Origin of the sequence: Actinoplanes sp. NPDC000266 (genome assembly GCF_042899005.1) — a bacterium.
Taxonomy (GTDB): domain Bacteria; phylum Actinomycetota; class Actinomycetes; order Mycobacteriales; family Micromonosporaceae; genus Actinoplanes.
The window spans coordinates 647,918-674,908 of the sequence record NZ_JBIAZI010000004.1 but is presented as its reverse complement, the minus strand read 5'-3'; the positions used below and the strand labels follow the sequence as shown (position 1 = coordinate 674,908).

General features: G+C 71.9%; 28 protein-coding genes. 14 read left to right on the top strand and 14 right to left on the bottom strand.

The genetic code is table 11. The features are described from left to right. Positions 1 to 5 precede the first annotated feature (5 nt). Together ACFY36_RS19630 and ACFY36_RS19625 are read left to right on the top strand one after the other, a co-directional pair. A complete protein-coding gene (locus tag ACFY36_RS19630; protein ID WP_499747393.1) occupies positions 6 to 1,178 on the top strand; it encodes a sensor histidine kinase in 1,173 nt (390 codons plus the stop codon). Continuing rightward, positions 1,175 to 1,801, top strand: coding sequence for a response regulator transcription factor (locus tag ACFY36_RS19625; protein WP_499747392.1), 627 nt, complete (start codon positions 1,175 to 1,177; stop codon positions 1,799 to 1,801). The genes ACFY36_RS19630 and ACFY36_RS19625 overlap by 4 nt, the downstream gene beginning before the upstream one ends. 121 nt (positions 1,802 to 1,922) lie before the next feature. Here ACFY36_RS19625 and ACFY36_RS19620 read toward each other — a convergent pair whose 3' ends face one another. Beyond that, entirely contained in the window at positions 1,923 to 2,045 is a 123-nt protein-coding gene (locus tag ACFY36_RS19620) for a ribosomal protein bL36 (RefSeq protein ID WP_127501833.1), read from the bottom strand. A gap of 171 nt (positions 2,046 to 2,216) precedes the next feature. Here ACFY36_RS19620 and ACFY36_RS19615 point away from each other — a divergent pair, with 171 nt between their 5' ends. After that, a complete protein-coding gene (locus ACFY36_RS19615; protein ID WP_499747391.1) occupies positions 2,217 to 3,866 on the top strand; it encodes a S8 family serine peptidase in 1,650 nt (549 codons plus the stop codon). 261 nt (positions 3,867 to 4,127) lie between these two features. Here the strand turns inward: ACFY36_RS19615 and ACFY36_RS19610 are convergent, their stop codons facing one another. Both ACFY36_RS19610 and ACFY36_RS19605 read right to left on the bottom strand, forming a co-directional pair. Then, positions 4,128 to 4,598, bottom strand: a complete 471-nt coding sequence (locus ACFY36_RS19610) for an NADPH-dependent FMN reductase (RefSeq protein WP_499747390.1) — start codon at positions 4,596 to 4,598, stop codon at positions 4,128 to 4,130. Next, the gene (locus ACFY36_RS19605; RefSeq protein WP_499747389.1) at positions 4,595 to 5,128 is read right to left on the bottom strand and encodes a flavin reductase family protein; all 534 of its coding nucleotides are present in this window, start codon (positions 5,126 to 5,128) and stop codon (positions 4,595 to 4,597) included. The genes ACFY36_RS19610 and ACFY36_RS19605 overlap by 4 nt, the downstream gene beginning before the upstream one ends. Before the next feature lie 160 nt (positions 5,129 to 5,288). Here ACFY36_RS19605 and ACFY36_RS19600 point away from each other — a divergent pair, with 160 nt between their 5' ends. From ACFY36_RS19600 to ACFY36_RS19580, 5 genes are all read left to right on the top strand, one after another. Next, the gene (locus ACFY36_RS19600; protein WP_499747388.1) at positions 5,289 to 7,517 is read left to right on the top strand and encodes a molybdopterin-dependent oxidoreductase; all 2,229 of its coding nucleotides are present in this window, start codon (positions 5,289 to 5,291) and stop codon (positions 7,515 to 7,517) included. A gap of 84 nt (positions 7,518 to 7,601) precedes the next feature. Continuing rightward, positions 7,602 to 8,108, top strand: coding sequence for a winged helix-turn-helix domain-containing protein (locus ACFY36_RS19595; protein WP_499747387.1), 507 nt, complete (start codon positions 7,602 to 7,604; stop codon positions 8,106 to 8,108). 12 nt (positions 8,109 to 8,120) lie between these two features. After that, positions 8,121 to 9,401, top strand: coding sequence for an FAD/NAD(P)-binding protein (locus tag ACFY36_RS19590; protein WP_499747386.1), 1,281 nt, complete (start codon positions 8,121 to 8,123; stop codon positions 9,399 to 9,401). 949 nt (positions 9,402 to 10,350) lie between these two features. Then, on the top strand, positions 10,351 to 11,223 hold the full coding sequence (locus tag ACFY36_RS19585; RefSeq protein ID WP_499747385.1) for a carbon-nitrogen hydrolase family protein: 873 nt from the start codon (positions 10,351 to 10,353) through the stop codon (positions 11,221 to 11,223). Between the two features lie 17 nt (positions 11,224 to 11,240). Further along, the gene (locus tag ACFY36_RS19580) at positions 11,241 to 12,167 is read left to right on the top strand and encodes a serine hydrolase domain-containing protein (protein WP_499747562.1); all 927 of its coding nucleotides are present in this window, start codon (positions 11,241 to 11,243) and stop codon (positions 12,165 to 12,167) included. Here the strand turns inward: ACFY36_RS19580 and ACFY36_RS19575 are convergent. From ACFY36_RS19575 to ACFY36_RS19560, 4 genes are read right to left on the bottom strand one after another with little or no spacing between them, the layout of a single operon-like run. Then, on the bottom strand, positions 12,151 to 12,906 hold the full coding sequence (locus ACFY36_RS19575) for an endonuclease/exonuclease/phosphatase family protein (protein ID WP_499747384.1): 756 nt from the start codon (positions 12,904 to 12,906) through the stop codon (positions 12,151 to 12,153). The two genes, ACFY36_RS19580 and ACFY36_RS19575, sit on opposite strands and share 17 nt — an antisense overlap. Then, the gene (locus tag ACFY36_RS19570) at positions 12,903 to 14,372 is read right to left on the bottom strand and encodes a phosphatase PAP2 family protein (RefSeq protein WP_499747383.1); all 1,470 of its coding nucleotides are present in this window, start codon (positions 14,370 to 14,372) and stop codon (positions 12,903 to 12,905) included. The genes ACFY36_RS19575 and ACFY36_RS19570 overlap by 4 nt, the downstream gene beginning before the upstream one ends. Before the next feature lie 40 nt (positions 14,373 to 14,412). Continuing rightward, positions 14,413 to 15,384 carry a YihY/virulence factor BrkB family protein gene (locus tag ACFY36_RS19565; protein WP_499747382.1) on the bottom strand — a complete coding sequence of 324 codons (972 nt, stop codon included), beginning with the start codon at positions 15,382 to 15,384 and terminating at the stop codon, positions 14,413 to 14,415. Between the two features lie 28 nt (positions 15,385 to 15,412). Next, positions 15,413 to 16,381, bottom strand: coding sequence for a diacylglycerol/lipid kinase family protein (locus tag ACFY36_RS19560; RefSeq protein WP_499747381.1), 969 nt, complete (start codon positions 16,379 to 16,381; stop codon positions 15,413 to 15,415). 63 nt (positions 16,382 to 16,444) lie between these two features. Between ACFY36_RS19560 and ACFY36_RS19555 the strand changes: the two genes are divergently transcribed. Genes ACFY36_RS19555 through ACFY36_RS19545 form a run of 3 tightly spaced genes read left to right on the top strand, consistent with a single transcriptional unit; the run spans position 16,445 to position 18,302 of the window. Further along, the gene (locus tag ACFY36_RS19555) at positions 16,445 to 16,945 is read left to right on the top strand and encodes a DUF1990 domain-containing protein (protein WP_499747380.1); all 501 of its coding nucleotides are present in this window, start codon (positions 16,445 to 16,447) and stop codon (positions 16,943 to 16,945) included. Further along, positions 16,942 to 17,718, top strand: a complete 777-nt coding sequence (locus tag ACFY36_RS19550; protein WP_499747379.1) for an MBL fold metallo-hydrolase — start codon at positions 16,942 to 16,944, stop codon at positions 17,716 to 17,718. The genes ACFY36_RS19555 and ACFY36_RS19550 overlap by 4 nt, the downstream gene beginning before the upstream one ends. Beyond that, positions 17,718 to 18,302: a DedA family protein gene (locus tag ACFY36_RS19545; protein WP_499747378.1), complete on the top strand. Its 585-nt coding sequence runs from the start codon at positions 17,718 to 17,720 to the stop codon at positions 18,300 to 18,302. Before ACFY36_RS19550 ends, ACFY36_RS19545 begins: the two co-directional genes overlap by 1 nt. Here ACFY36_RS19545 and ACFY36_RS19540 read toward each other — a convergent pair. Further along, positions 18,299 to 19,261, bottom strand: a complete 963-nt coding sequence (locus ACFY36_RS19540; RefSeq protein ID WP_499747377.1) for a serine hydrolase — start codon at positions 19,259 to 19,261, stop codon at positions 18,299 to 18,301. The two genes, ACFY36_RS19545 and ACFY36_RS19540, sit on opposite strands and share 4 nt — an antisense overlap. A 127-nt stretch (positions 19,262 to 19,388) precedes the next feature. On the opposite strand from ACFY36_RS19540, the gene ACFY36_RS19535 reads away from it, so the two are divergent. Then, complete coding sequence (locus ACFY36_RS19535; protein WP_499747376.1) at positions 19,389 to 20,243, top strand: hypothetical protein; 855 nt, start codon at positions 19,389 to 19,391, stop codon at positions 20,241 to 20,243. Here ACFY36_RS19535 and ACFY36_RS19530 read toward each other — a convergent pair. The 3 genes from ACFY36_RS19530 to ACFY36_RS19520 form a co-directional block, all read right to left on the bottom strand. Further along, on the bottom strand, positions 20,240 to 20,737 hold the full coding sequence (locus tag ACFY36_RS19530; RefSeq protein WP_499747375.1) for a mycothiol transferase: 498 nt from the start codon (positions 20,735 to 20,737) through the stop codon (positions 20,240 to 20,242). The genes ACFY36_RS19535 and ACFY36_RS19530 overlap by 4 nt on opposite strands. 72 nt (positions 20,738 to 20,809) lie before the next feature. Next, the gene (locus tag ACFY36_RS19525; RefSeq protein ID WP_499747374.1) at positions 20,810 to 21,856 is read right to left on the bottom strand and encodes a S1 family peptidase; all 1,047 of its coding nucleotides are present in this window, start codon (positions 21,854 to 21,856) and stop codon (positions 20,810 to 20,812) included. 191 nt (positions 21,857 to 22,047) lie between these two features. Then, positions 22,048 to 22,845, bottom strand: coding sequence for an SDR family oxidoreductase (locus ACFY36_RS19520; RefSeq protein WP_499747373.1), 798 nt, complete (start codon positions 22,843 to 22,845; stop codon positions 22,048 to 22,050). Positions 22,846 to 22,931: 86 nt separating this feature from the next. Between ACFY36_RS19520 and ACFY36_RS19515 the strand changes: the two genes are divergently transcribed. Next, positions 22,932 to 23,756: a helix-turn-helix domain-containing protein gene (locus ACFY36_RS19515; RefSeq protein ID WP_499747372.1), complete on the top strand. Its 825-nt coding sequence runs from the start codon at positions 22,932 to 22,934 to the stop codon at positions 23,754 to 23,756. Here ACFY36_RS19515 and ACFY36_RS19510 read toward each other — a convergent pair. Next, positions 23,730 to 25,271: a fibronectin type III domain-containing protein gene (locus ACFY36_RS19510; RefSeq protein WP_499747371.1), complete on the bottom strand. Its 1,542-nt coding sequence runs from the start codon at positions 25,269 to 25,271 to the stop codon at positions 23,730 to 23,732. The two genes, ACFY36_RS19515 and ACFY36_RS19510, sit on opposite strands and share 27 nt — an antisense overlap. A 96-nt stretch (positions 25,272 to 25,367) precedes the next feature. On the opposite strand from ACFY36_RS19510, the gene ACFY36_RS19505 reads away from it, so the two are divergent. Beyond that, entirely contained in the window at positions 25,368 to 26,225 is an 858-nt protein-coding gene (locus ACFY36_RS19505; RefSeq protein WP_499747370.1) for a hypothetical protein, read from the top strand. Here ACFY36_RS19505 and ACFY36_RS19500 read toward each other — a convergent pair. Continuing rightward, on the bottom strand, positions 26,222 to 26,407 hold the full coding sequence (locus ACFY36_RS19500; protein WP_498654232.1) for a DUF4236 domain-containing protein: 186 nt from the start codon (positions 26,405 to 26,407) through the stop codon (positions 26,222 to 26,224). The genes ACFY36_RS19505 and ACFY36_RS19500 overlap by 4 nt on opposite strands. Before the next feature lie 76 nt (positions 26,408 to 26,483). After that, positions 26,484 to 26,939, bottom strand: coding sequence for an RrF2 family transcriptional regulator (locus ACFY36_RS19495; RefSeq protein WP_097325192.1), 456 nt, complete (start codon positions 26,937 to 26,939; stop codon positions 26,484 to 26,486). Between the last annotated feature and the right edge of the window lie 52 nt (positions 26,940 to 26,991).

Genomic DNA, 26,991 nt, shown 5'->3' with positions numbered 1-26,991 from the left:
CCGGCATGGGCTGGGTGGAACGCCTCTTCGACCGGCGGGACGCCTGGCTGCGCCTCGTGCTGCTCGACCTGAGCGGGCTCGGCTACCTCTATCTGAACGAGCCCACCAGGCCGTCCCCGCCGCAGCTGGTCCTCGCGCTCGCCGCCTTCGTCACGATCCTCGCCCTGATCCGGTGGCCGTTGGCCAGCCTGCTCGTGCAGACCGGGCTGCTCGTGGCGGCGCTGCTGCTGGTCGACGACCCGACGATCAACGTGGTCGGCTCGAGCTGGATGCTGGCCGAGGTGGTGGCCTGGGCCGGCCGCCCGGTCGTCTACTGGGCGGCCACGGTGCTGCTCCTGGCGGTCCACCTCGTGCTGCGGGCCGAGCGGCTGGTCGACCTGCTGCTCCCGGTCGGCCTGCCGTTGCTGCTCGGGCTGGTCGTGCGCACCAGCCACGAGCTGGGCGAGCAGCGCCGCCGCGGTGAGGCCGAGAAGGTGCGGCTCCGGGAATCGGAGGCGCGGGCCGACCGGGCCGACGAGCGCAGCGCCATCGCCCGCGAGCTGCACGACGTCGTGGCGCATCATGTCGCCTCGATGGTGTTGCGGGCCGGCGTCGCGCGCCACGTCGTGCCCGACCTCGATCCCCGCATCTCGGCCGTCCTCGACGACGTCCACGGCACGGGCACGACCGCGCTGGCCGATCTCCGTCGTCTGGTCGCGGTCCTTCGGGACCCTTCGGCCGTACGGGGTGACGCGGCGTTCACGGCCATCGAGCCCGGCTCGCTGCCGGCGGCGCTCGGTGCGGCCGTGGAGCGGGCCCGCATGACCGGCCTGACCGTGGAGGCCGACATCGACGAGGCGGTGAGCGGCCTGGACGCCGTACGGGCGATGGCCGTCCTCCGGCTGACCCAGGAGGCACTGACCAATGTGGCCAAGCACGCCGGACCGAGCGCCGTGGCCCGGCTGACGGTGAGCGTCGAGGAGGAGAACGTGTCCTGGCAGGTCATCGACGAGGGCGGCGCGCCGCCCACGCCCGTCCCGCCCGGCGGCGGCCACGGCCTGACCGGCATGCGCGAGCGCGTCGAGGTCCTGGGCGGCCGCCTCACCGCCGGCCGCTCGGGCCCCGGTTGGCGGGTGTCGGCTGTCCTGCCGGCCCACGCGCCGGAAAGTGACAACGCGGCTGAAGGGGCGAGCGCGTGATCCGGGTGCTTCTCGTGGATGACCAGCAGCTCATCCGGGCCGGGCTGCGGATGCTCTGTGAGGCCGAGGGCGATCTCGATGTCGTGGGGGAGGCCGGCGACGGGCGGGAGGCGATCACCCTGGCCGAGCGGCTCGCGCCCGACGTCGTGGTGATGGATCTGCGCATGCCCGGGGTCGACGGGATCAGTGCCACGAGCCGCATCCTGGCCGGCCGGCCCGCCACCCGGGTGCTGGTGCTAACCACCTTCGGCGACGACGACCACCTCTATCCGGCGCTCACCGCGGGCGCGGCCGGCTTCCTGCTCAAGGACGCGCCCCCGGCCGAGTTGCTGGACGGGATCAGGCGGGTCGCGGCCGGGGACAGCCCGTTCAGCCAGGACGTGCTGCAACGGCTGGTGCGGCGGGCGGTCGGCGCGAGCTCCGAGCGCCGCCGCCCGGTCGAGGGCCTGACCGGGCGCGAGCGCGACGTGCTGCGGCTGGTCGGCGAGGGCCTGTCCAACGCGGAGATCGCCGAGCGGCTGCACATCGGCGTGACCACCGTGAAGACCCACATCACGGCGCTGATGACGAAGACGAACAGCCCCAACCGCGTACGGCTGGCCCTGACCGCCCACCAGGCCTGAAGGCCCGCGGACACAGAAAGGCCGGAGATCCGTGGCGGCGGTTCTCCGGCCCTGCTCTGCTCGGCCTCGCGGCCGCTGTCAAGCTATACGATCATCGCAACCCTGTCGCGCAGCGCGCCGCTCAGCCCTGGCGGCCGTTCCAGCGCGGGTTCTTCTTGTTGATCACGACCTGGCGGCCGCGGCGACGGGTGACGACGCTGCCCGGCTTGCTCTTGAGCGAACGCAGCGAGTTGCGGACCTTCATGGGAGCTCCCTCTTTCCGCGCCGGGGGTTCACCTGACGCGATGAGAGTAACGCCGGTGCGGGTCCGCCTATTTCCGATTGCGGACCGACCGGTCCGCCGCTCTGGTTGCGGTACCGGAGTGAACCTCCGGCGGTCTTCAAGTGGCGCGTTCCGGGCGCCGATGGCACCGGCATGCGCAAGCGAACCTTCGGGACCCTGGTCACCGCCGCCGTCGTCGCCGTGTCCGGCACGGCCGTACCCGCCCTGGCCGCCGCCCCCGAAGGGCCGGTCATCGGCGCCGGCGCGCCCGGCGCCATCCCCGGCCGCTACATCGTCACGCTCGACGAGAACGCCCCCAAGGGTGACGTCGCGGCGATGGCGGCCGGCGGCGACGGCGTCTTCGTGGCCGAGATGAGCGCGAAGCAGGCCCGCCGCCTCGCCGCCGACCCCGAGGTCCGCACCATCGAGCAGGACCGCCTGCTGCACCTCGAGGGCACACAGCGCGATCCCGGCTGGGGGCTCGACCGCATCGACCAGCGGCCGGCCAAGCTCTCCAAGTCGTTCACGCCGACCGACGACGGCAGCGCCGTGCACGCGTACGTCATCGACACCGGCATCCGGATCACCCACTCCGAGTTCGCGGGCGGCCGGGCCACCTACGGCTACGACGCGGTCGACGGCGACACCTTCGCCGCCGACTGCAACGGGCACGGCACCCACGTGGCCGGCACCATCGGCGGCACCCGCTTCGGCGTGGCCAAGAAGGTGCGCCTGGTCGCCGTCCGGGTGCTCGACTGCGAGGGCGAGGGCTCGCTGTCGCAGGTCATCGCCGGCGTCAACTGGGTCACGGCCAACGCGGTCAGGCCGGCCGTGGCCAACATGAGCATGGGCGGTGCCTTCAGCCCGGCGCTGGAGGCCAGCATCCAGAAGTCCATCGACGCGGGTGTGACGTACGTGGTCGCGGCCGGCAACGAGGACGCCAACGCCACCAACACCAGCCCGGCCGGGCTGCCGGCCGCGATCACCGTGGGCGCCACCGACAGCAAGGACCGCCGGGCGGCCTTCTCCAACTTCGGCGCGTCGCTCGACCTGTTCGCGCCGGGCGTGGGCATCCGTTCGTCGTACGCCTGGAGCAACACCGCCTCGGCGGTCATGGACGGCACCTCGATGGCCTCGCCGCACGTGGCGGGCGCGGCCGCGCTGGCGCTGGACGCCAACCCCGGGATGAGCCCGGCCCAGGTCCGCAACTACCTGGTCACGTACTCGACGAAGAACAAGGTCAAGGACACCCACGGCTCGCCCAACCGCCTGCTCTTCGTGCCGAAGCCGCCGGCCAAGCCGGCCATCAAGCCGGCCTCGATCGTCGTGGCGGCGAACCGGCCCGCGAAGATCGCGCTGTCGGCGAGCCGCAAGGGCTCGTGGAGCATCACCGCGGGCCGCCTGCCGACCGGCCTCAAGCTTTCCGCGTCCGGCGTCATCACCGGCACGCCGACGGGCCGGGGCACGGCCAAGGTCACGGTCAAATTCACCGACTTCGTGCCGTACGCCGTCACGCGCACCCTGGCCGTGACGATCCGCAACACCGTGCCGGTGATCAGCCCGGTCGAGATGCCGCAAGCCGTGGTGGGCGCCGACTTCGAGGCCGCGCTGAGCGTCGCCGACAAGCGCGCCGGCTCATGGTCGCTGACCGCGGGCGCGCTGCCCGAGGGCCTGACGCTGTCGTCGAACGGTGTCATCCAGGGAGTGCCGGCGGCCGCGGGCGCCGGGACCTTCACGGCTGCTTTCGCCGACGGCTGGGGCAACCGGGTGATCCGCACCTACACGATCGAGGTCGCGGAGTAAGGAGTCAGGCCGGCCCGTCCCGCTCGACGACCGGGGGCACGGCATCGACGAGCGGGACGGGGGACCAGGTGCGGTGTGTTGCCCGGCTCGGCGTGGGCGGGGCGGATGCCTTCGGCCGAACCGATAATGAGGTTACGTATCCTGCCTCTCAAGGAGCTAGGACCACGCTGGGTAAAAGCTGAAAATCTTTCACGCGCCCTCCGCTCACCCAGCCCTCGTCCACGCGGCCTCGTTCACGCGGTGCTTGCTCACGCGGCTCGCTCAGGCGGCGAATCCGGCCGCGTATTTCTCGGCGATCGCGGCCGTCTCCGGCAGGTCGGACTCGACCACCGGCAGGCCGGCCGCGACGTCCGCGCCCAGCTCGGTGAGCAGCTGGCGAAGCAGCGCCTCGGCCGCCGCGGCCTGCGGGGCGACGCCGGCCGTGACCACCGGCACCGCCCGCTTGCCGGCCAGGGCCTGCGCCGGCAGGTTGTCCAGCAGCACCTTGAGCACGCCGGTGTAGCTGCCCTTGTAGGTCGGGGTGGCGACGACCAGCACCTCGGCGCCCTTGATGGCGTCGAGCGCGGCCGCGGTCGCCTCGTCCCCGGGCGTGAGCAGGCCCGCGCCGAGCGCGCCGACCTCGATGACAACTGGTTCCTGATCGCCGGCCAGGGCGTTGCCGACGGCGCTCGCGAGGACTGACGTGCGCGAGCCCGCGCGGGGGTTTCCGGACACGACGACGATGCGGCTCATGATTCTCCTTGGAGTAGGTGGTGAGGGGCGCGGCCGAGCTGGGTGTAGCGGCCGTCGTGGTAGACGAGCGGGGCCGCGGTGTGGTCCTCGTGATGCCAGCCGTGCTCGGGGGTGGCCAGCACGATCGTGTGGTCGCCGGCCTCGACGCGCTGTTCCACCCGGCAGACGATGCGGGCCAGCACGCCGTCCAGCAGCGGCACCCCGTCCGGTCCGGGCTCCCAGGAGCCGTGGGTGGCGAAGCGGTCGATGTTCCTGGTCGAGAAGGTGCGGGCCACGTGCTCCTGCTCCTGGGTCAGCACGTGCACGGCGATCACCCCGGACGCGGCCACGGCCGGCCAGGCCGAGGCGGTGTGGGCGAGGCAGAACGAGACCAGCGGTGGATCGAGGGAGACGGAGGTGAACGAGGTGGCGGTGAATCCGGCGGGGGCCTGACCGGGTGCGCCGGGAGCGGTGATGACCACGACGGCGGCGGCGTGGCGGCGCAGCAGGGCCCGGAAGAGATCGGCGTCCACGAGCGAACTGACGGTCACGGGGGTCTCCTAAGAACGTCGCGTCCACAGATTGAGATAGGGGACACGCATGACCCCACCGTGCGTTCCCGCTCCCGTAGATGTCAATGCTCTTCCCATATCCTAGTAAACCTAGAGGGTATGGTTGACATGGCGGCATTGCGGCCCGCAAAGTTGGTCCATGTCCGCTCCCACGATTCCTGTCGTACGGCAGTGGCATCGTGGTGCCGTGATGGCGGCCAGCAGCTCCCACTGGGGCGCCTTCCGGGTCGCGCCGGACGGCTCGATCACGCCTCGCCCCGGTGACCCCGATCCGTCGCCCCTGCTCGGCAACATCCAGGGTGCCCAGCGTCACCGGTCCCGGGTGGCGCGCCCCTCGGTGCGCCGCCGCTCGGCCGGGCGCGGCTACGACTCGTACGAGGAAATCTCCTGGGACCTGGCCCTCGACCTGGTCGCCGAGGCCCTGCGGGAGACCCGCGAGCGGTGGGGCGACAACGCGATCTTCGCGGGGTCCTACGGCTGGGCCAGCGCCGGCCGGTTCCACCACGCGCAGTCCCAGCTCCACCGGTTCCTGGCGCTCGGCGGCGGATACACGAGGTCGCGCAACACCTACAGCTTCGGCGCCTCCGAGGTCGTGCTGCCGCACCTCGTCGGCCGGCGCGGCGCGGCCGCCGTGCTCCATCAGGGCACCGACTGGCCGGTCGTGGCCGAGCGGGCCGACCTGATCGTCGCCTTCGGCGGGCTGCGGGCGGCCACCATGGCCGTGACACCGGGCGGGCGCGCCACCCATGATTTCGCGAGCCACGTGGCGTCGGCGCGCGGGCGGATCGTCTCGATCTCGCCGCTGCGCGACGACCTGCCCTCTCCCCAGGGTGAGTGGCTCGCGATCCAGCCCGGCACCGACGTGGCGCTGATGTTCGCCCTGGCCCACCAGATCGCGGCCGACGGCAAGGCCGATCTCGCCTTCCTCGACCGGTTCACGGTCGGTGGCCGGCGGTTCCTCGAGTCGGTGCGGGAGCGGACGCCGGCCTGGGCCTCGGCCGTCTGCGGCGTGCCCGAGGAGGCCATCACCGGGCTCGCCCGGCGGATGACGGCCGGGCGCACCTTCATCACCGTGAGCTGGTCGCTGCAGCGGGCGCCGTCGGGCGAGCAGCCGATCTGGGCCGGTCTCGCGCTGGCCGCGGTGCTCGGCCAGATCGGCCTGCCGGGCGGAGGCTTCGGTCACGGGTACGGCTCGACCGGCAACACCGGTGGCGGCAAGCTGCCGTACGGCCTGCCCGGCTTCCCGCAGGTGGTGAACCCGGTCACCGACTTCATCCCGGTCGCCAAGATCTCCGACCTGTTGCTGCGGCCGGGTGAGGAGTTCGAGTACGACGGGGGCCACCACACCTATCCGGACGTCAAGCTCGTCTACTGGGCCGGTGGCAACCCGTTCCACCACCATCAGGACCTCACCCGGCTGCGGCGGGCGTTCCAGCGGCCCGAGACGGTGATCGTGCAGGAGCCGTTCTGGACGGCGACCGCGCGGCACGCCGACATCGTGCTGCCGGTGACCACCACGCTCGAGCGCGACGACTTCGGCGTCAGCCATGGCGACACCCACCTGATCGCCATGCGGGCGGCCGCCGAGCCGTTCGCCGAGTCCCGCGACGAATACGACATCTTCGCCGATCTGGCCGCGCGGCTCGGCTACGCCGAGGCCTTCACCCAGGGGCGTTCCAGCCGGGAGTGGCTGATTCACCTGTACGGGCGGTGGCGCGCCGAGCCGAAAAAGCCGTTCGGCGAATTCTGGGCGGCGGGCGAGATGGAGCTGCCCGGGCGGCGCGACGACACGGTTCTCTTCGCCGGCTTCCGCGCGGGTGAGCCGCTGGACACGCCGAGCGGGCGGATCGAGCTCTACTCGGCGACCGTGGCCGGGTTCGGATATCCGGAATGTCCGGGCTATCCCATCTTCGAGCCCGGGCCGCGCTCACGGGCGTACGGGGAAATGGTCTTGATCTGCAATCAGCCCGCCACGCGCCTGCACTCCCAGCTGGACATGGGCGGGTTCTCGCAGGCCGCGAAGCGGTCCGGTCGCGAGCCGGTGCGGATGCACCCGGCCGACGCCGAAGCCCGGGGCGTCGCCGACGGTGACGTCGTGCGGATCCACAACGAGCGCGGGAGTGTGCTGGCCGGCGTGACGCTCAGTGACGACTGTCTGCCCGGCGTGGCCCAGCTGTCGACCGGCGCGTGGTTCGACCCGTCCGCGCCCGAGGTCGCGACCTGCGTGCACGGCAACCCGAACGCGCTCACCGAGGACGCCGGCACCTCCCGGCTGGCCCAGGCCTGCACCGGCCAGGTGACCTCGGTCCTGATCTCCCGTTTCGACGGGCCGTTGCCGCCGGTCCGGGCCTACGATCCGCCGCTGTGATCTGCGCGTGTTTTAGCCTATCGAACAGATAGGAAATGTATTATTCGAGCGGCCTGCCGGCCGCACCCCCCGAGGAGGACCCACATGTCCGCGCTCGCCGTCGCCCACCCGCCCGTGCCGCGCTCCCGCATCGCCCGCCTGCGACCGGTGCCCGACATCACCGAGCCGCCGGTCACGGTGACCATCAGCATCGCCGGGGGCGAGGGCGCCGGCCGTGACCGGGTGCTGGCCGCGCTGCGCGACCTGGTCCACGCGGCCGGCACGGCGGTCGAGCTGGCCGTCGAGCCCTCCAGCGGCACCGCGCTGCGGCTCGACCCGAAGGCCCGCACCGCCACCCGCGAGGGGCAGCCGCTCGACCTGAGCCGCCTCGAGTACGACCTGCTGCTGTTCCTGGCCCGGCACCCGCGGCAGGTGTTCAGCCGCAGCCAGCTGCTGGCCCAGGTGTGGGGGCACACCCACACCACCAACCGGACGGTCGACGTGCACGTCAGCCGTCTGCGCACCAAGCTGTCCGACCCCGAGGTCGTCACCACGGTCTACGGGCTCGGTTACCGTCTTGCCGACGACGCCGTTGTCGTCGTGTCTTCCTGATCGGGGTTCCACATGTCCAAGCGGACCGTTGCGGTCGTCGGTGGCGGTTGCGCCGGCGTGCTGGCCACCCGGGAGCTGCTGCGCGGCGGCGACGACCGGGTGGTGCTGATCGAGCCGGACGAGCCGGGCGGCGGCCTGGCCTACGGCTCGGCCCGGCCGTGGCATCTGCTCAACTCCCGGGCCGGCGCCATGTCCGCCGACCCCGACGACCTCGGGCACTTCACCCGCTGGTCCGGGGGTTCTCCGGACGACTTCCGCCCGCGCACGGAGTACGGCCAGTACCTGCGGTCGGTTTTCTCCTCCCTCACCTCCGATGATCGTCTTTCTGTTCGCCGGGCCCGGGCTCAGCGCCTCGTCGTCGGCGGTCTCGCCCTCGACGACGGCTCGACCGTGCGCGCCGACGACATCGTGGTGGCCACCGGCAACCCGGCCCCGGCCCAGCCGGCGGCCCGCCCCGACCACCCCGACTACATCGCCGACCCGTGGGCGCCCGGCGTGCTCGACGCCATCCCGTCCGACGTGCCGGTCATGCTGGTCGGCGCCGGCCTCACGGCCATCGACGTGGCCCTGACCCTCACCGCCGACCGCGACCGCGACGCACCGATCACGGCGGTCAGCCGCCGGGGCCAGTTGCCGCTGACCCACACGGCGGTCGCGGCCCCACCGGTCGGCCTGGCCCTCGACGACTGCACGACCCTGCGCGACGTGGTCCGCGCGGTCCGTGCCGAGGCGGCCCGCGCCGGCGACTGGCGTGCCGTGGTCGACGGCCTTCGCCCGTACCTCGACCAGCTCTGGACCGCCCTGACCCCCGACGAGCAGGAGGCGTTCCTGCGCCACCTGGCCCGCCCGTGGGAGTGTCACCGCCACCGCATGGCCCCGTCCGTGGGCGCCCGCGTGGCCGGATTGCGGGCCGAGGGCCGCTTGGAGGTCCGGGCGGGCGGCATCCGCTCGATGACGGCCCCACCGGCCGGCGGCTTGCTGGTAGAGCTGGAGGCCGGCGTCCAGTGGTTCGGCGCCGTCATCAACTGCGCGGGTCCGGGCCGCCTCCCGGCCGCGGCCGGCGGTTTCGTGGGCAGCTTGCTAGACGCCGGCCAGGCCCGCGTAGGCCCACACGGCCTGGGCCTGGACATCGACGACGCCGGCCACTTGATCGGCGCCGACGGCCAGACCCGGGACAACTTGTGGCTGATCGGCCCCCTGCGCCGGGGAGCCCGCTGGGAGACAACAGCGGTGCCGGAGATCCGGGCCCAGGCCCGAGTCCTGGCCCGAAGCATGTCCCCGGTCCCGGCCTGACCGCCCCCCGGCGTGGGTGGCGTCGCGATAGCGCACCCTCCGCTCGGCCAGACGCGGATGTTCGATTCTTCAAGAGCGCGACCGCCCGGGCGGCTGAGATTCGGGAGGGGTGGGGAGCCTTGCCCTCCCGAGTGGGAGTCGGCCCGCGTGGTGCCTTTCGCCCGTGCCGCCAGCCCACTGGATGTCCGCGCTGCCATTTCGGTTTGAGTGATCGGCCGGGGAATCAATCGCCGTCTGGGCTTGAGTGGCCGGTTGGGGTCGAATTGCCACCTGAGCTTGAGTGGTCGGTTGGGGTGCAATTGCTGCCTCGGCTCGATCGGTCGATTGGGTCGAATTGCTTCCTGAGCTTGAGCGGCGGGTGAAGGCTTGATTGCGGCCTCAGTTTGAATGATCGGCTCGGGTGGAAATGCCATCCCGGCGGGGGCGGCAAGCCCAGCCTGCGTGGCGGGCTCGGCCGGCGCGGTTAGTTCGGCCTGCACGGCGGGCACGGGCTCGGGTTCGACTGGCCTTTCCGCTCGTGTGGCCGCCGCAGCCTCCGACATGCCGTTCGGGTGACGAGCGGGGAGCGCCTGGCCGACGGCCCCGCTCGGGTCCGGGCGCCGCACCCAGCTGACCTTGTCATCCCAGATCAGCGGTGGTATTCGCTCGGTCGGATCATGCAGGCCCACCTCGCCGCACAACCGCGAACAACCATGCAACTGGCATAACTTCAGCGCGTGACGCCGTTTAAGCCCCCACCGCCGCCGAGCCGCATGATCACTCCGGAAATCCAGCATGTCCGGCGAATGGCTCGGAACCCCGGACCAATCCCGCATCGCCGCAATTGCCGACCTGGAAAAGAACCCTAGCTGTGTCATGAGCCATTATCTCGCGCCCCGGAGATCGACAGCAAGGTATTGATCATGGCAATCGGAAATAAAGCAAAGTGAGTGGGAAATTCGTATCCGGGATGGCGATGTACGCATTACTATGCTGCCTGGAGAGTGTCTGTCCGAGTTACGTTCCGGCGGGGAGTCTCCTGCCGACGGCTTGCGATGTGGGACGGGTGGTGTTCGGCGACGCCTGGGCCGGCGGCCGGGAACATGGTTCGGCCTACGCTGGTCCGATGCGGATCGCGGCGTGTCAGACCCCGGAGATCCTTGGTGATGTCGAGGCGGCCCTCGCCTGTGTCGAGCGGTTCGCCGCTGAGGCCGATGGCGCTGACCTGCTGCTCTTTCCGGAAGGGTTCGTTCAGGGCTATCTGGTCACCGACGAGCATGTCCGCACTCATGCGCTCGCGTTCGACTCGCCGGGGTTCGAGGCGATCCTCCGGCGGCTCGCGCCGCTGCGGCCGGTTCTGGTTCTCGGTGTGATCGAACGCGAAGGGGAGCGCTTCTTCAACACCGCGGCGGTGATTCGCGGCGGGCGGCTCGTAGGGGCGTACCGCAAAACGCAGCTTGTGCCCGGCGAGGCGGTCTTCACTCCCGGTGAGGACTATCCGGTCTTCGAGGTGGCGGGGGTCCGGTTCGGGATCAACATCTGCTACGACACCCGCTTTCCGTTCGCCGCCGCCTCGGTGGCCGCCCAGGGTGCGCGGGTGCTTCTTGTGGCGTCGCAGAACATGATGCCCCGCCGCCGGGCCGCGCACTGGAAAGAGCTGCACAACGCCATCCGCGCCGACCGTGCCCGGGAGACCGGCATGTGGGTCGTCTCGGCCGACGTCACCGGCGAACGTGGACCCGACCGGGTCGGCTGGGGGCCGACCAGCGTCCTCGATCCCGACGGCGGGCTGGTGGCCCAGGTTCCGCTCATGACCGTCGGCTTTGTCGTGGCCGACGTCTGAGAGGGTGGGGCATGGCGATGCGTGAACGGCTGGACGAGGCGCTGAGCGGCGGCCTGCTGGACGGGTTGCACGGGGTCGTGGTGATTCAGGGCGGCCGGACGGTGCTGGAGCATTACGGCGCCGGGCGGGACTTCAGCTGGGCCACCGATCTCGGCGTCGTCCAGTTCGGACCGGACGTGCTGCACGATCTGCGGTCGGTGACGAAGAGCGTGACCTCGCTGCTGTACGGCGTCGCGCTCGGCGAGGGGCTGGTTCCGGCGCCCGAGGAGCCGCTTCTGCGGTATTTCCCGTACTGTCCCGGGGCTGAGCTCACCGTCGAGCATGCGCTCACCATGTCGCTGGGGCTCGAGTGGCGGGAGGATCCTCCGTACGACAGTCCGGCCAACGCCGAGATCGCTATGGAGATGGCCGCCGACCGCTACCGGTTCATCCTCGAACGGCCCATCGTGGCGTCACCAGGGGAGCGGTGGTCGTACTGCGGCGGGGCCACGGCCCTGCTCGGCAAGCTGATCGCCGACGGGACCGGGCTGACGCTTCCGGAGTACGGCGCCGAGAAGCTTTTCGCGCCGCTCGGCATCAAGAACTTCGGGTGGCTGACCGGCGCCGACGGTGTGCCGTCGGCGGCGTCGGGACTTCGGCTCTCCCCACGCGACCTGGCCCGGATCGGCGGGCTGATCCTCACCGGGGGACGAGGGATCGTTCCCCAAAGCTGGATCGAGACGATGCTCCGCCCCCGCTTCACGACGGGCTGGGGGCTGGATTACGGCTATCAGTGGTACGTCGGAGACCGGTTCGTGGCGGCCATGGGCAACGGCGGCCAGCGGCTCGTCGTCGCGCCCGGCCTCGAACTCGTCGCGGCCATCGTCACCGGCAACTACGACCGGCCCGACCAGGCGCGGGTTCCCACCACGCTCCTGGACGACGTGATCATAGGTCGAGGGTGACGGCGACCGGGTAGTGGTCCGAGGCGTACTCCGTCTCGTCGCCCCTGACGACCGTCATGTCGTGGGCGAAGCCGGCCAGGGACGGGCTGGCCAGCACGTAGTCCAGGCGCATGCGGGAGAACTCGCGGCCGCCGCCGTTCGTAGTGGGCACGGTCAGCGGGTTGCCCGAGCCGGCCACGTCCCACAGGTCGGTGAAGCCCGCTTCCAGGAAGGCGCCGACCGCCCTCGTATCGGCCGTGCCGTCGGCCGCCAGATGGCGGCGGCGCAGGAAGCCGGGCTGCGGGGCCAGCGTCGCCGTGTGGTCGGTGCCCGGGTCGAGGCCGTTCAGGTCGCCCGCGACGATGGTCGGCCCGGGGTGGGCCCGGTAGCGGTGCGCCAGCCAGATCGCCTCGCGCATGCGGCGGTACGGGGCGAACGGGTTCAGGTGGGCGCTCACCACGGTCAGCAGCCCGGCCGACGTCGGCACCCGCACGACGGCCGCCGCGTGGTGCAGTTGCCAGGTGACGACCGCCGTCGAGTCGATGGCCAACGGCGGCCGGACCAGCACGGCGACCGGCTGGCCGAACAGGGACGGCGACATGTGCGCCACCATGCCGACCGACTCGGCGAACGCGGCCGGCTTGAATCCGCGCAATTCCTGCAACGCCAGGATGTCGGGCTGAACGCGGTTGATCGCCGCGGCGATGGCGGGGAGGCGCTTTCCTCCGCCGGTCTTGATGTTCCAGGTCATGAATCTCATGCGGCCACCGGCTCCGTTCGCGGGTGAGAGACCTCCGATGCTGCCTCGGCGACCGAGACGGCGTGGGCGTTCGGGCGGATCACCCAGTAGAGGACGCCGATCCAGCAGGCCGTCAGCAGGGCCGCGCCGAGCATGTCGGACGGGTGGTGCATGCCGCGGTACATGCGGGACAGCGCCACGATGGCCGGCATCAGCACGGCCATGCCCACGAAGACCCAGCGCCACCACTGGTGGACGCGGGCCGTGCAGATCACCGCGATCGCCACCCAGACGCACATGGTGGCGGCGATGTGCCCGGACGGGAACGACGAGGTCGGCATCTGGCCGTCGAGCTGCTCGACCGGGGGACGCGGGCGGCCGACCGCCGCCGCCGAGCAGAGGAACAGCGTGAGCTCGCCGGCCATCGTGAGGACCAGGAAGAGCACCGGGCGCCACTGCCGCCACAGGGCCAGCGCGATCGGGCAGAAGATCAGCGAGATGAACAGGATCGCGTGTGTGTCGCCGGCCTTGCTCGCCGCCCAGCTCAGGTCGTCGAGGCGTTCGGTGCGGAACGTCTGCAGCCAGCGCGGCACGCCGTCGTCGAAGCCCGCGAACGGCGTCCACCGGGTCAGCGCATAGCCGACCACGTAGAGCAGGCCGAACGTGAAGACCCAGCCGACCAGGATCTCGGCGCCCTTGGCCCACGGGTGCGGCAGCACGCGGCCTTCGGCCGGCGCCGGGGCCAGGTCGGTCTTCGCCTCCGGTTCGAGGCCCTCGCTCAGCGCGTGGTCGGGGTGGCCGGCCTCGCGGCGCCAGACCTTGAAGGCGTACGCCGTGACGCTGATCCAGGCCAGACCGAGGAACCAACCGGCCAGTACGTCGGAGAGGAAGTGCACGCCGAGCGCGATGCGGGTCAGGCCGACGGCCACGATCAGCACTGCCGCCAGCGTGATCACCAGCGCCCGGAAGCGGCGGGTGGCCGACAGGACGACCAGCGCCAGCATCCCGTACACGATGGTCGCCCCGAGGGTGTGCCCGCTCGGGAAGCTGTTGCCCTGCCCGTAGGCGATGGGGTCGGCGACGACCGGCCGCACCCGGCCGACCAGGGCCTTGAGCGACGGGTCGAGCAGCAGCGCCCCGAGCCCGGTGACCGCCAGGTAGATCGCCAGCCGGGGGAGGCGGCGGATCAGCAGCAGCAGGATCATCATGATGGTCAGGGCGAACAGGGTGGTACGCCCGCCCAGCTGGGTGATCGTGGTGAGCACCTTGACCACGGCCGGGTGCGGCGCCACCAGGTCGTTCAGACCGGAGGCGATCGACTGGTCGAGCTCGCGCAGCGGCGTCCAGTGGAAGCGCACGAGCAGCAGCAGCGTGCCGAACGCCAGGCCGGCCAGGACCACCGCGGCCAGGCCGGCGACGCTGCGCTCGGCGAAGTGCCGCACGGGTGCCCAGCCGGCGCGTTCGACCACGCGGTGTTCGTCGGTCACGGCGGGTTCCTCCAGGGGAATCGATCGGGGTGGCCCCGATTTACCCGGCGGGCTCCTTTCGTACACCGTGATGCCTTTGGTGTGGCACTTCCGGCCCCGGATCCCATTTGTCAGGAACGGCCGGTTGGGGTACGCCCACCCGGGCGGCCTCCAACTGGGCCGCGAAGGCGATGCCGAGGAAGAGCGCGATCCCGGTCAGGTTGGCCCACAGCAACAACGCCATGATCGCAGCGAGCGGCCCGTACGTGGCGCCGAACGACCCACCGAAGCGCACATATCCGGCGAGCATCAGGCTGGCCATCCACCACAGCACGGTCGACACCACCGCGCCGAAGATCAGCCAGGTGAGTCCGGGCTGGTGGCGGCGCGGGCTGTACTTGAACAGCAGCCCCACCGCGACCACGATCAGGGCCAGGCTCAGCGGCCAGCGGACCACGTCCCAGGCCACCCGCAGCGTGCCTCCCCACTCCCAATGCGACTCCGCCGCCTCGCCGAACGGGCGGCCGGCGACCAGCAGCAGGAAGCCGATCAGCGCGGGCACGCCGGCGAAGGCCATGAGCAGCGTCGCCCGGAGATATTTGAACAGGGCCGGCCGGTCCCGCTCCACGCCGTAGATGCGGTTGGCGCCGCGCTCGATCTGGGCCATCGCGGTGGTCAGCGCGACCAGCCCGGTGATCAGACCGAGGGTCAGCGCCACCTCGCCGGCGTCCCGGGTCCGTTCGTCGTTTTCCAGCAGGTCCCGTACGAGGGGATCGCTCGCGCCCGGGGTCAGCGCCAGCACGGTGTCGGCCACCACCTGGCCGCCGGACTCGACGCCCAGGTCGGCGGCGAGACCGGCCAGCGCGATGAGGAACGGGACGATGGCCAGGCAGAGCTGGAACGCGAAGGCGCGGGCGTGGCTGAAGCCGTCGCCGTAGCGGAAGCGGATGAAGGCGTCGCGGATCAGCGGCCATCGCCCGTACTTCTTGAGGGCCAGGAACGCGTCGTCGGCGGAGAGCTCGTCCCCGCTCATGTCGCGTGTCTCGGGGACCGGCGAGGTACTACTCACGCGCGGCCTCGCGGATGTCCTCGGCGGCGTCGGCCGCGGTGCTGACGTCGTACGCCAGATCGGGGTCTCCGGCCGGGCGCGGCACGCAGAGCAGAAGCGCCGAGGGCTTGACGTGGATCTTGAGATGGCGGCCGGGGTCGATGAGATCGCCGTCGAGCTGCCGCGGCTGGGCCGACCGCGTGTGGATCTCGACCCGCTCGGCCGAGTACGTCTCCATCAGCGGCACCCGCTTGCGGCGGCGCACGACGGCCCACGACAGCCGCGCCCAGTGACCGAGGTTGTTCGGGCTCAGGATGGCCACGTCGAGCTTGCCGTCAGCCGGGTCGGCCTCCTGGAGCAGGCGTACGCCTCCCTGGAGCCGGCCGACGTTGCCGACGATCACGGTCCGCGCGTGCCGGGGCATGGGCGGCCCCCCGTCGAGCACGATCCGCGTCCGCATCGGGCGGTCCCGCAGATGGCGCAGGGCCCCACCGACGTACGCCAGCCAGCCGATGTGCTTCTTGGCCGTCTCGGACGTGCCCTCGAGCATCTGCGCGTCGAAGCCCATGCCGGCCATCACCGCGAAGCAGCGGCCGCCCTCGACCACGCCGACGTCGATGCGGCGCCGTCCGCCCTCGATCGCCACCTCCACGCCGGTCGCCGGGTCGGCGCCCAGGCCCAGGTTGGCCGCCAGCAGGTTTCCGGTGCCGGCCGGCAGCACCGCCATCGTCACATCGGAGCCGGCGAGCGCGGTCACCACCGCCATCACCGTGCCGTCGCCGCCGCAGGCGAAGACCAGTTCGGCCCCCTCCTTCACGGCCTGCTCGGCCTGTCCCTTCCCCGGATCGGAGGGGGTGGTCTCGTACCAGGAGGGCTCGGGCCAGCCGACGCTCGACAGTCCTTCGCCGATGATCCGGCGCAGGTGATCTATATCGGGCACCTTGGCGGGGTTGTAGACGACTGCGCTGCGGGGTCCGGTCACGGGCAACAGTTTGCCCGAGACACTCGAGAATCATTCGTCACCGGGATGGGAAACACTTGAGGGGTGAGTGACTTGACGTATTCGCCCGTCGGTGCGACGCGGACCGGGGCGCCGACGCCCGGATTCCGCCATCTCTACTATCGGACGCCGCTGGGTACGGGGGCCGATCTGCAGCGGCGCGCCGGCGAGGCCGTGGTGACCTTCCGTATGCATCGGGCCACTGGGGCGCGCGTGTCGGCGTCCGCTGCGACTGCGGAGCCGGGCGTCCGGCTCCGCGTCGGCGCCGGGCCGGTGAGCGTGCCGTGCGAGGTGGTCTGGTCGTCGCTCGACGGCGACCGGATCGGGTTCGGATACGGCACGCTCCCCGGCCACCAGGCCTCCGGCGAGGAGGCGTTCCTGGTGGAGCGGGACGAGCGGGACCGCGTCTGGTTCACGGTGACGGCCTACAGCCGCCCGGCCAGGCGTTTGATGCGGCTGGGTGGTCCGGTCGCGGTCTTCTTTCAGCACGTGTACGCCCGTGTGTGCGGCCGCGCGCTGAAACGGCTCTGTACCGTGAAGCCGTGAGCACGACCTCGGTCACCTGGTGGGGCCACAGCACCATGTGGCTTTCCGACTCCGGCACGACCATTTTGACCGACCCGGTGCTCAGCGATCGCTTCGCCCACCTCAAGCGGATGGCCGGCCCGACGCCGAAGCTGCCCGGCGCCCCCGACGGCGTGCTCCTCTCTCACCTGCACGTCGACCACTTCCACCTGGCCTCGCTGCGCGCGGTGGCCGGGGAGCCGCCGCTCGTCGTGCCGCGCGGCGCCCGCGCGTTCATCGCCAAGACGCTCGGCTCGGCGTACGCGGACCGCACGGTCGAGCTCGCCCCGGGCGACGAGACCACGGTGGGCGCTCTGAAGGTGCGCGCCGTCCCGGCCGCCCACGACGGTGGCCGCGGCCCGTGGTCGCGCGACAAGGCGATCGCGATCGGCTTCGTCATCGAGGGTCAGGCCCGCACGTGGCACGCCGGCGACACCGGCCTGTTCGACGAGATGAGCGAGCTCGCCCCGCTCGACCTGGCGCTCATCCCGGTCGGCGGCTGGGGTCCCTCGCTCAGCGCCACCCACCACCTCGACCCGGCGGCCGCGGCCGAGGCGGTGCACCGGGCCAAGGCGAGCTGGGCCGTGCCGGTGCACTACGGCACGTTCTGGCCGATCGGCCTGAGCCGGGTCCGGTCGCACATGTTCCACGACCCCGGCGTCCAGTTCGTCCGGCACGCCGAGCTGATCGCCCCCGACACGCGGGTGCGGGTGCTGGCGCACGGCGAGACCCTGACGATCGGCCGTACGGCGTGATGGCGCTCCTCGGGGCGCTCGGCTGGCTCTTCCTGGTGGTGGCGTTCGGCGCGATCATTCCGGTGGTCCCGACCGGGGCCGCGGTGAGCGGGGCGGCCGCCCTGGCCTTCCACGAGCACCGGCCGCTCACCATCGTGCTGGTGATCGCGGCCGGCGCCGCCGCGGCGTACGTCGGCGACCTGGTCATGTACGCGTTCTGCCGGGTCGGCGGCGAGAAACTGGCCCGCCGCATGCGGTGGCTGCGCGACGAGGAACACCTGGTCAGCGTGAAGGAGCGCCTGCACCGCAGCCAGGTCCCGGTGCTGCTGGTGTCCCGGCTCATCCCGGGCGGCCGGGTGCCGGTGCTGCTGGCGGCGGCGTTCCTGGGCATGCCGTGGCGGACGTTCGTGGTGGCCAACGCCCCGGCGTGCGCCCTGTGGGCGACGGTCTACGCCGGCATCGGGGTGGCCGGCGGATCGATCTTCCCGGAGCCCTGGCAGGGCGTGATCGCGGCCGTGGTCCTCATCCTGGTCATCAACCAGACCGTGTCCTGGGTGAACAAGAAGCGCGAGGCCCGTGCCTCGGAAACGCCCTCGGAGGCTTAGTACTTCAGGTACTGGCGGGTCAGCTTGGCGACCTTTTCGACCACCGTGATGCCGCCCGACATGGTGCCGTTGTCGTGTGACAGGACGGCGATGGAGACGTCCGTGCCGCTGCCGGTGACCCGGCCGACCGTGTTGATGATCCAGCGGTAGTTCTCGGTCGAGCGGGCCAGCCAGCCGTTCTTGACGGTGAACTTCTCGCCCGTCTTCGCGGCGGCCGGCACACCCCAGTCCTGGGCGGCGTCGACCGTGCTCATCAGCGTGTAGGCCAGCTTGCGGGAATCGGCGTCCAGCGGGCCCTTGGTGTCGACCAGTTCGCCGAGCAGCCGTACCTGGTCATCGACGGTCGTCCGGGTCAGGCCCCAGGAGCTGCTGACCTTGGTCTGGGTGAGGCCGAGCCGCTTGTTGCAGGCGCTCACCGCCGGCGCCCGCCCGAGCTTGCTGAACAGCGACGTGGTGGCGTCGTTGTCGCTCAGCCGGATCATGCGCTTGGCCAGGGCCAGCTCGGTCGAGGTGAGATCGCGGCCGTCGTCCTGCGCGGTGAGCAGCAGACAGGCCAGCACCTGCACCTTGACCACGCTGGCCGTCTCGTACTTCTCGGTGCCCCGGTACGAGTACCGCTGCCCGGTCCTGCGGTCGAGCACGGCCACGGAGAACTCGGGCGCCGTCGCCGCGTACTTCTTCAGCGCGGCGTCGAGCGCCTTGACCCGCTTGGCCCGCTCGGCGGCGGCCAGCTCGGCCGCGGACGGCCCCGGAGGCGCCGTGGTGGTGGGCGCGGCGGTGGTGGGCGCCGGGGCGACCGTCCGGGCCGCGGGCGCCGCGGTGCCCTCGAAGGTGCCGGCCACGGCCCTGGTGTCGCCGCCGTCGTCCATCATTCCCGCGCCGACCAACCCCGCACCCCCCAGGACCCCCACTGCCGCCACGGCCAAGATCCAGTTTCGCGTACGTCGCACGCCTGCCATAGTGCCGTGTCCGAACGCATCATGGGCGACCCCACCCCCGGCACATAAGAAGTTGACAGGCAGTTTCCACCCATGGCGCGCCGACGGTCACGAAACGTGACGTGTCCCGTTGACGCATGATGGGTGAATGCGCTTCCCGTTCTTGTCGCCCGCCACCGTCGCCGACCTGACCCGCGCCGCCGTCGGCCAGGTGGTGGAGACGGCGGCCGCCGCCGCGACCGTCCCGGTGCGGGTGGCCGGCCTTCTGGGCCAGGCCGAGCTCCTGGTCAGCCGCGTGACGGTGATCGCCGACCAGGCCGAGGGCCTCATCCAGCGCGTGACGTCGATCGTCGACGCGGCCGAGGAGACGGTCGCCGAGGCCCGGACGATCGCCGGCTCGGCCGCCCGCACGATCGACGGCGCCGCCCTGATCGCGGCCGCGGCCGGCACCCTGGTCGAGAGCGCCGCCTCCACCGCCGGCGACGCGGACGCGCTGGTGAAGCGGGCGGCCCTGACCGCCGACGCCGCCGGCGACGTGGTCGGGCAGGCCGGGGGCCTCACCCGCGACGCCGCCGGCATCGTCACCGAGGCCTCGGCCCTCACCGGCGCCGCGTCCGGCGTCGTGGAGAAGGCGACCGCCATCAGTTCCCGCGCCGAAGGGGTGGTCGACCAGGCCGAGTCGGCCGCCAGGGAGGCCACCGAGCTTCTCGACGACTATGCCGGCACCCTGCGCAAGGGCGCCCCGCTGGCCCGCCGCTTCGTCGACGAGCTGTCGCAGGAGGAGGTCACCGCCGCCATCCGCATGATCGACACCCTCCCGGCCCTGCGCGCCCACCTGGTCGACGACGTGATGCCCCTGCTCAACAAGCTCGACCAGGTCGGGCCCGACCTTCACAAGCTCCTCGAGGTCACCGAGGACCTCCACCTGGCCATCGCCGGCCTGCCCGGCCTCAAGCTCCTGCGCCGCCGGGGCGAGGAGCGTGTCGACGAGCGCAAGTCCTAGCGGGCCCGGACCACGTCCAGCATCAGGTCGAGATGACCCCGGTGCTGGGCGGTCTCGCGGATCATCTGGTTCCACAGCCACCGCAGGCTGACCGGCGCCTTCCCGAACGACGGCAGCGCGGCGCGGGCTCCCAGGTCGTCGAAGCGGGCGACGGCGGCCCGGCTGCGAGCGCAGGCTTCGGTGTAGAGCGTGCGGAGCTCGGCCACCGAATCGTCCGCGGCCGACCGCCAGGCCCATTCCTCGCCCGCGGGGGCGGAGGCCCACGGCGCGGGCAGCGGTGAGCCCAGCAGCTTGTGGGTGAACCAGAGATCTTCCATATGGGCGAGATGCTTCACGATCCCGCCGATCGTCATGTCGGTCGCCGGCAGCAGCCGGGCCGCCGCGTCGGCCTCGTCCAGCCCGTCGAGCGCCGCCAGTGTCCACTCCCGATGCTGGTCGAGGAACTGGGCGAGCGTGTCCCGTTCGCTCGGGTGCAGATGCGGAAAGTCGCTCACCACGGCAACGTAGCGCTTGAAGAAGCACGAAACAGCCCCGCCGCAAGCGGCGAGGCTGTTCCCGTGGATGAATCAGAAGACCGAGACGCCGTAGACGCTCAGGGCCTCCGTGACCGGCTGGAAGTACGTGGTGCCGCCGGAGGTGCAGTTGCCGCTGCCGCCCGAGGTCAGGCCGAGCGCGGTCGTGCCCGAGTACAGCGGGCCGCCGCTGTCGCCCGGCTGGGCGCAGACGGTGGTGCGGATGAGGCCGGAGACCGAGCCCTCGGCGTAGTTGACCGTGCTGTTCAGCGCGGTCACGCGGCCGGAGCGGATGCCCGTGGTGGAGCCGCGGCGGGTGACGGTCGCGCCGACGGCCGGCGTGCCGGCCGACGTGATGTCCTGCGAGCCGACGCCGCCGGTCTTGGTGATGGTCGTGTTGGTGTAGCGGACGATGCCGTAGTCGTTGCCCGGGAAGCTGGTGCCCGACCGGGTGCCCAGGGTGGCCGAGCCGTTGGTCCAGGTCGTGCCGGCGTTGGTGCAGTGGCCGGCGGTCAGGAAGTAGTTGGTGCCGGCGCTGTTGCGCACGTTGAAGCCGAGCGAGCAGCGGCTGCCGCCGGTGTAGATGGCGTCGCCACCGGAGATCTTGATGGAGATCTCGCCGGGGGTGTTCTCGATGCGGGCGCGGTCGCCGAGCTTGGCCACGGTGGCCTCGACGGCGGCGCGCTCGGCGCCGGTGACCGTGCTGTCGACGGAGACGACGACCTGGTTGCTGACCGGGTCGACGGCGAACGCGGTGCCGGGCGTCTTCAGTGAGGCCTTGAGGGCGTCGTCGGCGGCGGCCAGGCTGGCGCCGCTGCGGGCGACGAAGCGGGGCGTGGCCCCGGCCGCGGTGACCGAACGGGCGGTGGCCGCGTCGGTGACGTTCACGACCACCTTGCCGGCGGAGTCGATGTACGACCCGGCCGTGGTGGTGCCGAACCGCGCGTCGAGCGTGTTGGCGAGCGCCGACGGCGCGAACGAGGGGTCGGCGCCGGGCGCGGCCGCCGCGGATGACGCGGGCGAGAAGGCCATGAGCGTGGAGCCGACGAGCACAGATGCCGCCAGGCCGACGATCGGTCGGCGCAGCTTCCGGTTGAGCACGGTTCCTCCCGGGGGATGGGGATTACGCCTGATGCGGCGTACCGGGGTCAGTATTGGCAGACCTCGATGCATCCTTCAAGATGCGGTCATTTCTCCCCAACCCCCGGCAGATCCCCTGCGACCTGCGGAAATGAGCTCACATACCGCCGATCGTATTACCGAACCGGGATGGCTTGATTCATGGTTTTCGATCAATTATCCGCGGTGATCTGGGCCAGGCGGCCGCGAAGGGCGGCGGTCACCCCATCGTACGAGTCCTGGCCCAGGACCAGCCGCAACGGCGCCGGACTCCGCTCCACGCTCGCCAGCACCCGCGCCGCGATCTCCGCCGGGTCGCCCGGCAGGTCCACGTTCCCGGCCGCGATGGCTCGCACGAAAGCGGCCGGGGTGCCGTCGTACGCGCTCATCGCCGCACCGAGCCGCAGGCTGCTCCCGGCGAAGGCCGTCCGGGCGCCACCGGGCTCGACCAGCGTGACCCCGATGCCGAACGGCGCCACCTCGCCCGCGAGAGCCTCCACGAAGCCTTCGACGCCCCACTTGCTCGCGTGGTACAGCGACGCGCCGGGATGGGCGGCCAGCCCGGCCACCGACGACATCTGCACGATCCGCCCGCCACCCTGCCGCCGCAGGTGGGGCAGGGCGGCCCGGATGACCTGGATCGAGCCGAGCAGGTTGGTGGCGATCTGGTGCTCGACCTGCTCGTCGGTCACCTCCTCGGCCGCGCCGAACAGCCCGTACCCCGCGTTGCTGACCACGACGTCGATCCGCCCCAGCTCGGCGAACGCCGCGTCCACGACCGCGCGGACCGCCACCCGGTCGGTGACATCAAGATCAAAGATCCGGAGCCTTTCCCGGTACGCCTCGACGAGATCCTCGGCCGACCCCAGCCGCCGGATCGTCCCGGCCACCCGGTCGCCCCGGTCGAGGAGCTGGGTCGCCATTTCCCGGCCGAAGCCGCTGTTGATGCCGGTGATGAGCCACGTTGTCATGCCGTACAGCGTCGGCCCGTACCCGGCGTACCGGCAGTTCCCCGCTGTTAGGGGTAGCGCCAGGGACCCCCTCTACCGTGGAGATCATGGACAATGCCCTCGGTGACTTCCTCCGGGCCCGGCGCGAGCTGGTCACGCCGGCCGAGGCGGGCCTGTCGCCCGGCGCCGGCCCGCGCCGGGTGCCGGGCCTGCGCCGCGAGGAGGTCGCCACCCTGGCCGGTATCAGCGCCGAGTACTACCTGCGCCTGGAGCGCGGCCGTGACCGCAGTCCGTCGGCCCAGGTCGTCGACGCGCTGGCCCGCGTGCTCCAGCTCGGCGCGGAGGGCAGGGCCTATCTCATGGACCTGTCCCGGCCGAAGTCGCGGCACCGCCCGGACCGGCCCGCCGAGACCGTTCCGCACAGCCTCCAGCTGCTGCTGGGCACCCTCAACGTGCCCGCCCTGGTCTTCAACCGCTACAGCGACGTGCTGGCCGCCAACCCGCTGGCCCGCGAGCTGTCACCCGACATGGTCCCGGGCGTCAACCGGCTGCGGGCGCTGTTCACCGGCACGATGGCGCGCGCCTATCACCCCGACTGGGAGCGGTACACGGCGGCCGCGGTGGCCCACCTGCGGGCCCAGATCGGCGCCGACACCACCGATCAGCGCCTGCACGCCCTGGTCGACGAGCTGTCCGCCGGGAGCGACCGCTTCCGGGAGCTCTGGGCCCGGCACGACGTGCGCACCCTGACCGGCGGCGAGTTCCTGATCCGCCATCCGCGGGTCGGCGATCTGACCCTGCTGATCGACAAGTTCGCCGTGCTCGGCGGCGACGGCCTCGAGGCGCTGCTGCTGCACGCCGAGCCCGGCACGCGCTCGGCAGACGCCCTGGACCGGCTGGCCGCGCTAACGCTTGGTGCAGGCGGGCGCTGACTTGGCGATGCGGCTGCTCGAATAGGCCACGGCGACCGTGAAGCAGTAGTTCAGGTTCTCGTTCAGGCCGTAGACCACGTAGTCGCCACTGCCGGCCGGCAGCTGCTGGAACGGCTTCGGGTCCTGTCCGACCCGCCCGCCGGAGACCAGGATCGGGCCTTCGGCATTTTGCGGGTACGTCCACTGGAGCACCACGCTGTCGCGGTTGTCGCGCAGGCGCACGTTCTGCGGGGCGCCCGGATCGGCCGCCGGCGGCTTCGACGTGGCCGGCGGCTTGCTGCTGGCCCGCGCGGACGGCGGCGCCGCCGCGGTGGTGGTGGCCGGCGGCGGTGGCGGGCCGGTCGCCCCGTCGGCGTCGGGCAGGGTCAGCGCGACCACGGCGACGGCGGCGGCGATGCCCGCGACCAGCACCGCGGCCAGGATGAAGGGCTGGCGGCGGCGCGGGGGAGCGGGCTGCTCGGTGCGGACCGGCAGGTGGCGCTCGGTGTTCGGCGGCAGGGTGAAGGTGCTGGCGGGGGCCGAGCCGACCGGCTGCGGGCGGCCGTCGGGGCCGTAGTCGGGCGCGCGGCGGCCCGGCATCGGCGGCGGCGTGTCGGCCCGCGCGTGCCGGCCGGTCAGGTCGCCCGGCGCCTGGTGCACGTCGGACAGGTAGAGCGGCTGCTGATAGACCGTTCCGTTCGGGTCGGTGGCCCGGTTGTCCGGCGGATCCTCGGGCGGGAAACCGTCGCTCGGGTCGGGCACCGTGGGACGCCGGGGGAACGGCAGATTTCGTACGCCCGGAGTGTCCACCGTGGTGACGCCCGGCTCCTGGGCCTTGCACACGTGTTTCGGCGAGGCCGGCGCCGCGGCCAGCGCCGCCACCTGGCGGACCAGCGGATGGTCGGCCGGCAGATAGCGGGCGCAGAGCTCCTGCGCTTTGGCCAGGTGGTCGCGGGACTCGGCGTCGCGGCCGCAGTCGCGCTCCATCGCGCCCAGCCGGGCCAGCATCTTGATGCCGGACGGGGCGGCGTCGCCGAACAGGCGGGTGTGCCGGCGCCAGGCCGCGGAGAGCCGGCCCCGGGCGGCGCCGCAGTGCCCGGCGGCGTGCTCGGCCGTGGCCAGGTCGGCCTCGGCGGCCAGCACGCGGGCCGTGTCGGTGCCGTCGATCTCGGTGAGGTCGCCGACCAGCCGGCGGTAGACCTGGGCCGCGTGACCGTAGTGGCCGATGCGCTGGAGGACGGCGGCGTGGGTGGCCGCGGCGGCGACCGTACGCTCGTGGTGCGGCCCGTGCAGCCGCTCCTCGGCCACGTGGGCGAACTCGGCCCAGACGCGGGCGCTCCGGACGTCGCCGAGCGCGATCAGGATGCGGGCGTGCAGCGCGGCCGCGAGGGCCAGGTCGGGGCTGGCCTGGCCGGGGTCGGAGCCGGCGGCCGGATCGAGCACATTGGCCAGGACCCGCTGGGCGCCCACGAGATCGCCGGCCGACGTCAGAGTCTGGGCGCGGTGGGTGAGCTCGGCTAGCGGAGGAGGGGCCATATGTCTCATAGTGCTCGCGTGAATACCGTAGGTACAAGTCAGCAGGCGCGAACACCCAGTCCGATCTGCGCCGACCAGGCAGGATAGAAATCTGATATGTCCGTCGAAGAGATCGCCATCGTCAAGCGCGAGCTGCTCGTCCGCCATCTGGAGGCGTGGGCGCCCGCGGCGCTGCATCGAGCCCGGCGGGTGGTCTACGCGCACGGCTACGCCGACGCGGACGGCGGGCTCGCCGCTTCGGCGGCGGCTCGCGTGCTGGCCGATCAGGCGGACTATGTACGAGGTCGCGAGCTGTCCATGGTGGCCACGGGCACCGAGGTGCCGGCGCTTGACGCCTTTCCCGTGCACGCGGTCTCTGGTCCTACGGACAAGATGCTGCCGGTGGCCCTGAAGGCGATCGGGGCTCAGCGCGTACCCCTGCTGGGTTTTCTCGACGGTGCCTCGGCCGGGGTGAGCCCCTCGCCGGCCACGGTCGCGGCGCTGACGGCCGGCAAGCCGGCCGAGTTCCTGCTGGTCCTGCCGCCGGGCGCCGACCCCGACCCCTATCGGGCCGGATGGCCGCTGTTCACGCGGGTGGAACTCGCGGTCTCGGACGAGCCGGGCGAACTGCTGATCTACGGCACCACCCTGGGCAAGAGCCTCGAAGGGTTCAAGGAGACGCTGTGGGCGGTCGACGAGTTCGCCGGGGTGCGCTATCGCGACCCCGGCGACCCGGACCGGCACCTGATCGACATCTCGCTCTCGCCGCACCCGGGACCTCTGCGCCGCGAGCTGCTCGCTGCTTTGGAGAGAGGCCCGGCCACCGTGACCGAGTTGCGGACTTTCGCCCTCACCGAGACGGTCTACCGCGCGGCCGACGCCACCCGGGTGCTGCATGGGCTGCTGGACGCGGGAACGGTCACCCGTTCACCGGCGCACGGCCGCCTCGGCGGAGACGTCGTGATCTCTCTTTAGGACCGGGACCGGCTCTTGTCCTGCTTCCAGGAGAGCGGGCCGGGCAGGTCGACGCGGTGCGCGCGGGTGCGCGAGTTCCACGACCAGCGGCCGATCTTGAAGCTCCAGGAGGAATAGCCGTTCTCGGTGAAGTTCAGGATCAGCGGGCCGAACTTCTTGCGGCTCCGGAAGACGATGCCCATCGCTATGTCCCTCCGTGGGGTGTTCGGGGATGATCCGAAGATTCCCGCCCCACGGAATCGGCAAACGTCGCTCAGGTCAGCGTGGCTGCCACGCGTCCGGGCGTGTCGTGAGCTTGCGGACGTGGGCCGGCATCCGGCCGCTGAGCACCTCGGCCAGGCTCACCTCGTCGAGCACCTCACGGATGGCGGCGCGCACGGCGATCCACAGATTGGGCAGGTTTTCGGCCGCGCCCGTGTATTGAGTCTCCTCAGGACGGAGACCGCGCACACCCGCCAGCGGCCCATCGACCGCCCTGATGATCTGGCCGATCATCACATCGCGTGGGGGCTGTGACAGTGTGTAGCCGCCCTCGGCGCCACGCTGGGCCCGGACGACGCCGGCCCGGCGCAGGTCGGCCAGCACCGCCTCGAGGAACTTGCGGGGCATTTCCTGGTCTTGAGCGATGGCCTGGGCGGACATCAGCGCCGGGTAGGCCCGCGCCAAACTGAGGGCGGCCCGGACCGCGTAGTCGCCGCGCGCGGAGATCTGCACGTACCCATAATGCCTCGTCGGCGCCAGCGACTCACACATACCCCACGGATAT

Bases quoted from the DNA above. Each gene is read 5' to 3' on its own strand.
- ACFY36_RS19615 (WP_499747391.1), top strand. From the start codon at position 2,217: ATGCGCAAGCGAACCTTCGGGACCCTGGTCACCGCCGCCGTCGTCGCC.
- ACFY36_RS19595 (WP_499747387.1), top strand. From the start codon at position 7,602: ATGTCCGCGCTCGCCGTCGCCCACCCGCCCGTGCCGCGCTCCCGCATC.
- ACFY36_RS19510 (WP_499747371.1), bottom strand. From the start codon at position 25,271: ATGGCCCCTCCTCCGCTAGCCGAGCTCACCCACCGCGCCCAGACTCTG.
- ACFY36_RS19500 (WP_498654232.1), bottom strand. From the start codon at position 26,407: ATGGGCATCGTCTTCCGGAGCCGCAAGAAGTTCGGCCCGCTGATCCTG.
- ACFY36_RS19545 (WP_499747378.1), top strand. From the start codon at position 17,718: ATGGCGCTCCTCGGGGCGCTCGGCTGGCTCTTCCTGGTGGTGGCGTTC.
- ACFY36_RS19515 (WP_499747372.1), top strand. From the start codon at position 22,932: ATGGACAATGCCCTCGGTGACTTCCTCCGGGCCCGGCGCGAGCTGGTC.
- ACFY36_RS19630 (WP_499747393.1), top strand. From the start codon at position 6: ATGGGCTGGGTGGAACGCCTCTTCGACCGGCGGGACGCCTGGCTGCGC.
- ACFY36_RS19585 (WP_499747385.1), top strand. From the start codon at position 10,351: ATGGCGATGTACGCATTACTATGCTGCCTGGAGAGTGTCTGTCCGAGT.
- ACFY36_RS19520 (WP_499747373.1), bottom strand. From the start codon at position 22,845: ATGACAACGTGGCTCATCACCGGCATCAACAGCGGCTTCGGCCGGGAA.
- ACFY36_RS19600 (WP_499747388.1), top strand. From the start codon at position 5,289: ATGTCCGCTCCCACGATTCCTGTCGTACGGCAGTGGCATCGTGGTGCC.
- ACFY36_RS19575 (WP_499747384.1), bottom strand. From the start codon at position 12,906: ATGAGATTCATGACCTGGAACATCAAGACCGGCGGAGGAAAGCGCCTC.
- ACFY36_RS19505 (WP_499747370.1), top strand. From the start codon at position 25,368: ATGTCCGTCGAAGAGATCGCCATCGTCAAGCGCGAGCTGCTCGTCCGC.
- ACFY36_RS19565 (WP_499747382.1), bottom strand. From the start codon at position 15,384: ATGAGCGGGGACGAGCTCTCCGCCGACGACGCGTTCCTGGCCCTCAAG.
- ACFY36_RS19580 (WP_499747562.1), top strand. From the start codon at position 11,241: ATGCGTGAACGGCTGGACGAGGCGCTGAGCGGCGGCCTGCTGGACGGG.
- ACFY36_RS19610 (WP_499747390.1), bottom strand. From the start codon at position 4,598: ATGAGCCGCATCGTCGTCGTGTCCGGAAACCCCCGCGCGGGCTCGCGC.
- ACFY36_RS19535 (WP_499747376.1), top strand. From the start codon at position 19,389: ATGCGCTTCCCGTTCTTGTCGCCCGCCACCGTCGCCGACCTGACCCGC.
- ACFY36_RS19620 (WP_127501833.1), bottom strand. From the start codon at position 2,045: ATGAAGGTCCGCAACTCGCTGCGTTCGCTCAAGAGCAAGCCGGGCAGC.
- ACFY36_RS19590 (WP_499747386.1), top strand. From the start codon at position 8,121: ATGTCCAAGCGGACCGTTGCGGTCGTCGGTGGCGGTTGCGCCGGCGTG.
- ACFY36_RS19540 (WP_499747377.1), bottom strand. From the start codon at position 19,261: ATGGCAGGCGTGCGACGTACGCGAAACTGGATCTTGGCCGTGGCGGCA.